This is a genomic window from Comamonas sp. HJ-2, assembly GCF_053615495.1.
The window spans coordinates 86477-95262 of sequence record NZ_JBSIFD010000009.1; the positions used below are offsets into that span (position 1 = coordinate 86477).

Below are 8786 nucleotides of genomic sequence, written 5' to 3' on the forward strand. Positions count from 1 at the left end.
TAATGCCGCATAAGCATATAGAAGCAAATCATTAAATTACGGACACAATTCACAGCATTCAAGGTTCCTCTGGACAAGTCCCATCATGCGTTTGCTGCCCCGTTTCATCTCCGGTCTTGTTGCCACAACGGCGGCCGCCGCCCTGTTTCCCCTGGCCAGCCAGGCGGCCGACCCCGGTGCCGCCAGCTATCCGCACCAGCCCATCACCATGATCATGGGCTTCAACGCCGGCTCGGGTGTGGACGTGATCGGCCGCGTGGCGCAGGAGCCGCTGGGCAAGATTCTGGGTCAGCCCGTCATCATTGACTACAAGAGCGGCGCCGCCGGCAATATCGGCAGCGAGTTCGTGGCCCGCGCCAAGCCCGATGGCTACACCATCTACTTCGGCACCGCCGCCACCCATGGCAGCAATGCCGCGCTCTACAAAAAGCTGCCCTTCGATGTGGAGGCCGACTTTGTGCCGGTCGCACCGCTGGTGGACGTGGCCAATGTGCTGACCATCAATCCCAATGTGATCAACGTCAAGAACCTCAAGGAGTTCGTTGACGAGGTCAAGGCCCATCCCGGCAAGTACAACTACGCCTCCACCGGCAATGGTGCAGGCACCCATATGGCGTTTGCCGAGTTCAACTCGCGTCTGGGCCTGGACATGGTTCATGTGCCCTACAAGGGCGGCCCCGAAGCCATCACCTCGGTGCTGCGCGGCGAGACCTGCTGCATCATGAACCAGGTGCAGACCGTGCTGAGCCACTACAAGGCCGGCAAGGTGCGCCTGCTGGGCGTGACCACGGCCAAGCCCGTGGAAGCCGTCAAGGAAGTGCCCACCATTGCCGCCAGCGGCCTGCCCGGTACCAAGGGCTTCAACAGCTCCATCTGGTTCGGCATCTTCGCGCCCAAGGGCACGGACCCGGTCATCGTCAAGAAGCTCAACCTGGCTGTCAACGACGTGCTCAAGCAGCCCGAGGTGCGCGAGCGTTTTGTCTCCCAGGGCAACACCATCCGCGAAGAGACACCCGAGCAGTTCAAGAAGACCGTACACGAAGATCGCATCAAATGGGCCAAGGTGGTCAAGGATGCCAAAATCAGTATTGACTAACACCCCCTGAGCGGCCCTGCCGCTTCCCCCTCTCTCTACGCGCTGCGCGCCAAGGGAGAGGAACGACACCCTCGGTGCGGGGCGGCGGGGCCGCCCAGGACTTTCCTCGGAGTCTCTCGCTTGGTCCTGCTTCGAGTTCAAGCAGTGTTAAGTTATCGGTGTTTGTTTGATGCGTCTGCGGCTCAAGCCTCAGGCGCTTTTGGGTTTTAGCTATGTCAATCTCACCTTCTACGACAGCCGCCACATCGGGACTGGCAACGCTGGAAGAACGCCTGCGTGACGACTTCGTCACTCTGGGCTGGCCTGCCAAGGCCTGGATTCCCCCTTCCGCGCGCAAGGGACTGCCGGTGCATGACGTGCTCGTCATCGGCGCCGGCCAGGCCGGTCTCGCGCTCAGCATGGCGCTGCAGCAGGTCGGCATCAAGCCCGTGCTGCTGGACAGGTCTGCGCCGGACTTCGAAGGCCCATGGGCCACCACGGCGCGCATGGAAACCCTGCGCTCGCCCAAGGAGCTGACCGGCCCCGCCATGGGAGTTGCAGCCCTGTCCTTTCGCGCCTGGTTCATCGCCCAGTTCGGACTCGATGCCTGGACGGCGCTGGACAAGATCCCGCGCCTGCAGTGGATGGACTATCTGCGCTGGTACCGCCGCGTGACCAACGCCGATGTACGCAACGGTCATGAAGTCATTGCCGTGCGCCCACAGGCCGATGGCGTGGTGGAAGTCGATGTCAAGGCCAATGGCGTGACCGCCACCTGGCAAACCCGCCGCCTGGTGCTGGCCACGGGCCGCGACGGCCTGGGCGGCGCCACGGTTCCCGCCTTCATGCGGGGCGTGGACAGGAAGTTCTGGGCCCATTCCTCCGATGCCATGGACTACGCCACGCTGGCGGGCAAGCATGTGGGCGTGGTCGGTGCCGGGGCTTCGGCCATGGACAGCGCGGCGACGGCTCTCGAAAACGGCGCGGCCAGCGTGGACATGCTGATCCGCCGCCCGCAGCTGCCGCTGATCAACAAGTCCAAGGGCTCGGGCGTGCCCGGTCTGACCCACGGCCAGTATCTGCTGCCCGATGCCTGGAAATGGCGCATCCGCCACTACATCAACGCCCAGCAGGTGCCGCCACCGCACGGCAGCACGCTGCGCGTCTCGCGCCATGACAACGCCTTCTTCAACCTGGGCTGCGCCGTGCAGAGTGTGGAAAAAGCGGGCAACAAGCTGCAGGTGCAGACCTCGGCCGGCGTGTTCGTGCTGGACTTTCTCATCGTCTCCACGGGCTTTGCCATCGACTGGAGCCTGCGTCCCGAGTTTGCGGACATCGCGCCGCATGTAAAGCTGTGGAACAGCCGCTTCACGCCCGAGTCCGGCGATGAGGATGCCGAGCTGTCGGCATCGCCCGATCTGGGGCCGCTGTTCGAGTTCCAGGGCGAGCTACCCGGTCTCGACCGGATTCACTGCTTCTGCTACCCCGCTGCGCTCTCGCACGGCACGGTGTCGGGCGATATTCCCGCCATCAGCGACGGAGCGCGCAAACTCGCGCAAGGTCTGGCCTCGCTGTTCTATCTGGACGATATCGAGCAGCACTTCGACAAGCTCAAGGCCTATGCCGAGCCCGAGCTGGACGGCACGGAATGGACCGCCGCCGACAGCGCCGCGCGCATTCGCCAACTTCAACAATAAGAGACGCACATGACAGATATCACCCTCGACACCATCGACCGCCTGGCAGGCATTGGCAGCGACAGCCCCACATTCACCACCCGCCACGAGCGCGAAAAAGTCGCTCTGGCCACCCAGGCCTGCGAAGACCTGCTGCTGGGCAATCAACTGGACAGCGCGCTGACCCAGGCCGAGCGCCTGGTGCTGGCTGCCGAGCAGGCCCGCGTCAGCGGCGTGACCGTGCTGGAAGCCGAATACCGTGCGCGCGCCGAGGCCCTGGGCGACGCCATCACGCCCGAGCTGCGCTCCATCCTCGATCAGCCCGGCGCCCAGACCGGCAATGCGCGCCTGGACGCCATGCTGCACTTTGTGCGCACGCTGGCCCTGAACCCAGCCCAAAGCGATCAGGCCGCGCTGCTCGCCATTCCTGCCGCAGGCCTGTCGCTCAACGACACCGTGCTGCTGGCCCAGCTGATCGGCTTTGTGGCCTATCAGGCCCGCCTACTGGCGGGTGTGAGGGCCATGGGCGAGCTGGGCGGCGTGACCGAAGCGCCTGCCGCCCAGCCTGTCGATGCCGCGCCCTTTGTCCACCCTGCCAACCTGCCGCCGCCCGGCGAGCCGCTGCGCCGCAACGGCTTTACCAGCGAGACCCTGGATTGGAAGGCCTGGCTGCAGGTGCTGAACCCCGACACCGCCACGCCCGAGCAGCAGCAGGTACTGGAGGTCAGCCACCCCAAGGCCAAGAGCATGGACTTCTATCTACTGCTGGCCCGTCAGCCCCAGGTGCTGCTGGAGCGCTCCCAGGCCTTCAACGCCATCATGTATGCGCCCGGCGGCCTGTCCCGCGCCGAGCGCGAAGTGGCGGCCACGGCCGTCTCTCGCTCCAACGGCTGCGTGTACTGCGCTTCGGTGCACGCTCAACGCTTCGAGCAGCTGGCCAAGCGCAACGATGTGATGGCTCAGCTGTTTGACGAGCCCGAGACCGCCGGCACCAATGCCCGCGAGCGCGCCATCATCCAGGCTTCGCTGACACTGACGCGTGCGCCGGGCGGCTTTGGCCCGCAAAATCTGCAGCCGCTGCGCGATGCAGGTCTGACCGATCTGGAAATTCTGGACATGCTGCACTCGGCCGCCCTGTTCGGCTGGGCCAATCGCCTGATGCTGAATCTGGGCGTGGAACTGTATTCCACCCCCTGAGCGGCCCCGCCGCTTCCCCCTCTCTGCTTCGCGGAGGGGGACGATGCCATCGCCGCGACGCGGCTCTTGCTCGGCATCGCTGATTTCAGGCCGCGCCAGTTTTTGGGGCGACTTTTTTTGATAGCTGCTTGTGCCAGTTAATTCGGTGCTTCAGAGTCAATTGATTTTGAAAACCATTTGAATCAAGCGTTAGCAGCTATCAAATTTCAGGCTATTTACCGGTGAACACCGTCAGCACGCCGGCCAGCTGATGCACATGCGCATCCATCAGCTGTGCCTCGGCCACCAGGCCGATCAGAGGCACCGGCCCCAGCGCATGGCGCAGCAGCTTGAGCTCGGCATCGGCGCCGCCAAACAGCTCGCTGCCCCGGCCCTTGCTGCTCACATAGATGGCACCGCGTATATGCTGGGGCTGGGCCGCCTCGGCCATGGTCTCGGGACCTGCGTCGGCAAAGTCGGGCTGCAGCGCATCCTTGAGGGCCGCGCCCATCTGCATCAGCTCATGACGGGCCGCGCTGCTCTGGCGCTGGCAGAAGATCACCGTATGCTCGGCCTCCACGGGCGACGACAGCGCAACGCCCTGGCGCACCGGATCCAGCCCCACGATATGCAGCACCTGGGCCTCGTCGGTGAGCGCCCCGCGCTCCAGACCCCGGCCCAGCGGGGCAATCGCGGCCTGGGTCTTGCGCAGTTGCGACAGCGCAGCCTGCCAGCCGCCTCCGGCGCTGGGGCTGGCTTCCACATCCAGCATCTGCAGCAGTCGGGGCAAGGCGGGCTCGCCTTCGAGCTCCAGCACCACCGGGCCTCTGGCCTCGGTAATCTCCAATCCCGCGCCCAAGGGCGCGCAGCCCTGGGCCAGTCTTGAGATACAGGCTACATCGGCATCGAAGGCCACCCCCGAAAAGCCGGCATGAAAAATGCCGACGCTGGCCTGGGCCCTCAGCCGGGGCAGGTCTTCGGCACGACAGGCGAACTGCACGCCCTGCTCGCTGCTGAGCGCCCCGAACAGATTTCCAGAGCTGATGCGCTCGGACAGCTCCAGCAGCAACTCAGCGAGATCAGGCTGATCGATGCTGGAGTGCACCAGGGCCGAATGCGCCTCGAATCCGGCTTCGGCGCCGCTTTGCGCCAGCGGTGCCACGCCGGAATAGACGCGGTAATGGGCGGCGGGCAGGTCCAGCAGCATGACCGCCAGCGAGGAGCTTTCGGAATACTCGTGCTCCATGGCCAGTACGGCGTGACCGGAGCTGCCTACCCAGTCGGTGACCTGGGGCAACTCGCGCGCCAGCAGCGCCAGCAAGGGCTGCGCATGGGGCACCAGCCCCTGCGCGATATAGACCAGACCCAGCCGGTGCGGCTGCAGTGACTGGCGCAGCAACTGCCCACGCAGCTGCAGCACGACTTGCTCAGTCGCAGCGCGCCAGTCTTCATGACTGGCATGAGCGACGGGAAACAGTGACATAAGCCCTCCTGTTCTTGCTGGAGCGTGGATGCCTTTCAACCACGATTTTCCACCTTAGCGGGAAGGGATTGCTCAGGGCTTGCGCGAGGTAGCAGAGGTTTTGGCTGCAGTCTTTTTGGCGGCAGGCTGCTTGGCAGCAGTTTTTTTAGCGGCTGCCGTTTTGCTGGCTGCCGTTTTGGGTTGACCGGTCTTGGCCGCCGCCTTGCGTGCAGGCCTGGGCTCGGCTGCCGCTGCACTATTTGCCGAACTTTTCGCTGCGGCTGCAGCGCCAAAACCGCCTGCCTGTGCCATCACTTTTTCCATGGTGGACTTGGCAAAACCGCTGGCCATCTCGGTGGCGCGCTGGGCAGCGGCCAGCGTCTCGGGCGGAACGGGCTCTGCCATGGCCTTGGCCGCAATCTGCTGGAACTGCTGGGTCAGCGCTCCCCACCATTGCATGGCCTGGTTCAAGGCAGCCTGAGAAGGCGGCTCTGCCTGAGCCTTGGCATGGTTCTGTTCCTCTTGCGCCGCAGCCTGTGCTTCAGGCTCGGGCGCAGGGCTTGCCAGCGGCTCTGCAACCGCAGCCTTGGCCGTGGCACTTCCCATGGGCCAGCCGGCATTGCCGGTCGCTGCGGGCTCTGCCGGCGCTGCACCAGGGAAAGGAAAGGACTTGGCCAGCTCGCTCATGCTGACATTCATGTCCTTGAGCGTGGACAGCGTCATGCGCTGCACTTCCAGCGCCTGGATGGTGGCAGCCAGGGCGCGGCTGTTTTGCTCCAGCCAGAACTGCACGGCTTTCAGCTCGGCAATGCGCTTGTCAACCTCTTCCACGCTTACGGTGGGAGCCACCCATTGCGGCACGCGGCCCATGGGATTGGCCGCAGCGCCAGCGCTTTGCGCCAGCCCCTGCAGAAAATCAAAGCCGGGAATGAACTTGCCGAAACCAAATGCCGATGCGTCGCCGCTCATAGTGCTCTCCACTGCAGGGATGGATACCAGAATCCGCATCCGGACAAGACCGGATGCGGAACTAGCTTACTGCACTTGCGATGTTTGCTGCAAACAAGGGAGCAGGTCGCGCGCCTGGCTCAAGCCATCAATGCTGATGAGCACCATGACCCATATGCTGGTGCCCGGCACCGGCCGCAGCAGGGGCGGCCACGCGCACCGGCAGCTGCAGGCTCAGGCGCGACACTGCGCCCTTGGCATCCTTGAACACCAGGGTCACGGGCACCTGGCTGTCCTTGACCAGCGGGGCCTTGAGCTGCTGAAGCATCAGGTGATAGCCGCCGGGCTTGAGATCCACGGCCACGCCCTGAGGCAGATCCAGGGCCTCGATGGCGCGCATGCGCATCACATCGCCCTCCATCTTCATCTCGTGCACCTCGGCCACGGCGGCGGCCGTGGTTTCCACACCGACGAGCTTGAGCGGCTCCTGGGCCGTCAGGCGCATAAAGGCCCCCGAAGCCTGCTGACCCGCCACGCTGGCGCGGGCCCAGGCGTTCTCGACCTTGACATGGGCCGCATCGGCATGAGCCCAGGCGGCCCCCGAAACCAGCAGCGAAGCGACCAGCGAACCCAGGGCCATCACGGTAAAACGACGCGTATTCATGAAACCATCTCCATTCAAATTCAGTCTGGACTTACGCAAACAAGGGTGCATCAAGATGGCCCCCTTGAAACCAAGCCCTTGCTTGAGCCCGATTTGCATAAGTCGTGTCAATCTCAAATCGATCTGAGACGCTTGACCATCAAGCGCCCTCAGCTATGTTTTTCAGGGTTTCAAAGGGCGGCGCACGTACGGGCGGCAGGGTGGAGACAAAAGCTCTGTGAGCGACATCGGCCCAGGGCCGGGCATCGACAACGGCGCGGTGACAGCCAGGATCTGCCTGCTGCGCTGGCGGCGGCGCCAGCAGCGGCAGGCACAGCGCGCAATCCAGCCCATGTGGGGTAGCGGCATCGTCGCTGGCGGGGCTGGGCACCCAGTGTGTGCTGCCGCTGGCCGTGCATACTGCCTCCCAGCCGGCAGGCGGCGTGCCGCGCGCCCAGGGCGTAAGCATGCTGACCAGCAGCACGCAGAACCACGCACCCAGCACCCTGCGAGCCAGAAGGGCTGCCGGTTTGTGCCGAGGAGGGTGTGCGCGCCAATGCATGGAGCGATTGTAGAAGCCGGCCCGCTATCCGGTTGGCGACGCAGGGCTTGCGCCACTTGCCTCTACGATGACTGGCCACGGATACCTATTCACAACCACCGATCAGGAGACAAGCATGCTGACTTTGTGCGGATTTTCGGCCAGCAACTACTACAACAAGGTCAAGCTGGCCTTGATGGAAAAGCAGATTCCCTTCGCCGAGGAGCTGGCCTGGCTGGGCAGCACCAACCCCGAGGAATCTCCGCTGGGCAAGGTGCCGTATCTGCGCACCCAGCATGGCGCCATCAGCGAGTCCGACGCCATCATCGAATATGTGGAAGCGCTGTCCAGCAAGGTGCCGCTGCTGCCCGCAGACCCCTTTGCTGCCGCCAAGGTACGTGAGCTTTGCGTCTATCTGAACCTGCACCTGGAGCTGGTGGCGCGCAACCTCTATCCCCAGGCCTTCTTCGGCGGCAAGATCAGTGATGGCACACGCGACAAGACGCTGGAGCAGTTGAAAAAGAACATCGCAGCCTTTGCCAAGCTGGCCCGCTTCGATACCCCGTTCATCGCGGGCGACAGCTTCACGCTGGCCGACTGCAGCGCCATCGTGCATCTGCCGCTGGTCAGCAGCGCCAGCAAGATCCTGGGCGGCAGCGATCTGCTGGCCGAGCTGCCGGTGCGCGACTATCTGGCGCGCATGAGCGAGCGTCCCACGGTGCAGAAGGTCAACGCCGACCGCAAGCGAAACACCGAGGAGCTGATGGCACGCATGCAGGCCAAGGCTGCGCGCTGAAGCGTGCCGGGTACGGGCCCGGTGATGCTACGCTTGGGCCCATCATGCAAAGCGCTTTTCATCTTGCCTACCACGTGACCGATCTCGACCAGGCCCGCCGTTTCTACGGCGGCGTGCTCGGCTGTCGCGAGGGTCGCAGCACCGACACCTGGGTCGATTTCGACTTCTTTGGCCACCAGATCTCCCTGCATCTGGGTCAGCCCTTTGCCGTGAGCAACACCGGCAAGGTCGGCAACCATATGGTGCCCATGCCCCATCTGGGCGTGATCCTGCTCAAGCCCGACTGGCTGGCCCTGGCCGAACGCCTCAAAGCCGCCGGCACCGCCTTCATTCTGGAGCCGCAAGTGCGCTTTGAAGGCGAGCCCGGAGAGCAATGGACCATGTTCTTCACCGACCCCTGCGGCAATCCGATCGAGGTCAAGGGATTTGCCAACTGGGACGCGGTTTACGAACACTGATCCCCTCTGAG

At 64.2% G+C, this 8786-nt stretch carries 9 protein-coding genes; 5 read left to right on the top strand and 4 right to left on the bottom strand.

The genetic code is table 11. The annotated features are described in order from the left end of the window. Positions 1-85 precede the first annotated feature (85 nt). The 3 genes from ACWGXF_RS08415 (at position 86) to ACWGXF_RS08425 (ending at position 3948) form a co-directional block, all read left to right on the top strand. Positions 86-1096 carry a Bug family tripartite tricarboxylate transporter substrate binding protein gene (locus ACWGXF_RS08415; protein ID WP_256629635.1) on the top strand — a complete coding sequence of 337 codons (1011 nt, stop codon included), beginning with the start codon at positions 86-88 and terminating at the stop codon, positions 1094-1096. Positions 1097-1308: 212 nt separating this feature from the next. Beyond that, positions 1309-2772 (top strand): NAD(P)-binding domain-containing protein, encoded by a 1464-nt coding sequence (locus ACWGXF_RS08420; RefSeq protein ID WP_256629634.1) that lies wholly within the window; start codon positions 1309-1311, stop codon positions 2770-2772. A gap of 9 nt (positions 2773-2781) precedes the next feature. Continuing rightward, on the top strand, positions 2782-3948 hold the full coding sequence (locus ACWGXF_RS08425) for a CMD domain-containing protein (protein WP_256629633.1): 1167 nt from the start codon (positions 2782-2784) through the stop codon (positions 3946-3948). A gap of 211 nt (positions 3949-4159) precedes the next feature. On the opposite strand, the gene ACWGXF_RS08430 is transcribed toward ACWGXF_RS08425, so the two are convergent. The 4 genes from ACWGXF_RS08430 to ACWGXF_RS08445 form a co-directional block, all read right to left on the bottom strand. Next, positions 4160-5410 carry an FIST signal transduction protein gene (locus tag ACWGXF_RS08430; protein ID WP_003065653.1) on the bottom strand — a complete coding sequence of 417 codons (1251 nt, stop codon included), beginning with the start codon at positions 5408-5410 and terminating at the stop codon, positions 4160-4162. 72 nt (positions 5411-5482) lie between these two features. Then, complete coding sequence (locus ACWGXF_RS08435) at positions 5483-6358, bottom strand: PhaM family polyhydroxyalkanoate granule multifunctional regulatory protein (protein WP_256629631.1); 876 nt, start codon at positions 6356-6358, stop codon at positions 5483-5485. Between the two features lie 127 nt (positions 6359-6485). Then, on the bottom strand, positions 6486-7001 hold the full coding sequence (locus tag ACWGXF_RS08440; protein WP_003065656.1) for a copper chaperone PCu(A)C: 516 nt from the start codon (positions 6999-7001) through the stop codon (positions 6486-6488). A gap of 139 nt (positions 7002-7140) precedes the next feature. Continuing rightward, positions 7141-7542 (bottom strand): hypothetical protein, encoded by a 402-nt coding sequence (locus ACWGXF_RS08445; RefSeq protein ID WP_256629630.1) that lies wholly within the window; start codon positions 7540-7542, stop codon positions 7141-7143. Between the two features lie 115 nt (positions 7543-7657). Here ACWGXF_RS08445 and ACWGXF_RS08450 point away from each other — a divergent pair, with 115 nt between their 5' ends. Further along, positions 7658-8317, top strand: a complete 660-nt coding sequence (locus ACWGXF_RS08450) for a glutathione S-transferase (protein WP_256629629.1) — start codon at positions 7658-7660, stop codon at positions 8315-8317. A 44-nt stretch (positions 8318-8361) separates the two neighbouring features. Further along, positions 8362-8775, top strand: a complete 414-nt coding sequence (locus ACWGXF_RS08455) for a VOC family protein (RefSeq protein ID WP_202788664.1) — start codon at positions 8362-8364, stop codon at positions 8773-8775. Positions 8776-8786 lie beyond the last annotated feature (11 nt).

Excerpts from the sequence above, each read along its gene's own strand:
- ACWGXF_RS08415 (WP_256629635.1), top strand. The coding sequence starts at position 86 with ATGCGTTTGCTGCCCCGTTTCATCTCCGGTCTTGTTGCCACAACGGCG.
- ACWGXF_RS08420 (WP_256629634.1), top strand. The coding sequence starts at position 1,309 with ATGTCAATCTCACCTTCTACGACAGCCGCCACATCGGGACTGGCAACG.
- ACWGXF_RS08425 (WP_256629633.1), top strand. The coding sequence starts at position 2,782 with ATGACAGATATCACCCTCGACACCATCGACCGCCTGGCAGGCATTGGC.
- ACWGXF_RS08430 (WP_003065653.1), bottom strand. The coding sequence starts at position 5,410 with ATGTCACTGTTTCCCGTCGCTCATGCCAGTCATGAAGACTGGCGCGCT.
- ACWGXF_RS08435 (WP_256629631.1), bottom strand. The coding sequence starts at position 6,358 with ATGAGCGGCGACGCATCGGCATTTGGTTTCGGCAAGTTCATTCCCGGC.
- ACWGXF_RS08440 (WP_003065656.1), bottom strand. The coding sequence starts at position 7,001 with ATGAATACGCGTCGTTTTACCGTGATGGCCCTGGGTTCGCTGGTCGCT.
- ACWGXF_RS08445 (WP_256629630.1), bottom strand. The coding sequence starts at position 7,542 with ATGCATTGGCGCGCACACCCTCCTCGGCACAAACCGGCAGCCCTTCTG.
- ACWGXF_RS08450 (WP_256629629.1), top strand. The coding sequence starts at position 7,658 with ATGCTGACTTTGTGCGGATTTTCGGCCAGCAACTACTACAACAAGGTC.
- ACWGXF_RS08455 (WP_202788664.1), top strand. The coding sequence starts at position 8,362 with ATGCAAAGCGCTTTTCATCTTGCCTACCACGTGACCGATCTCGACCAG.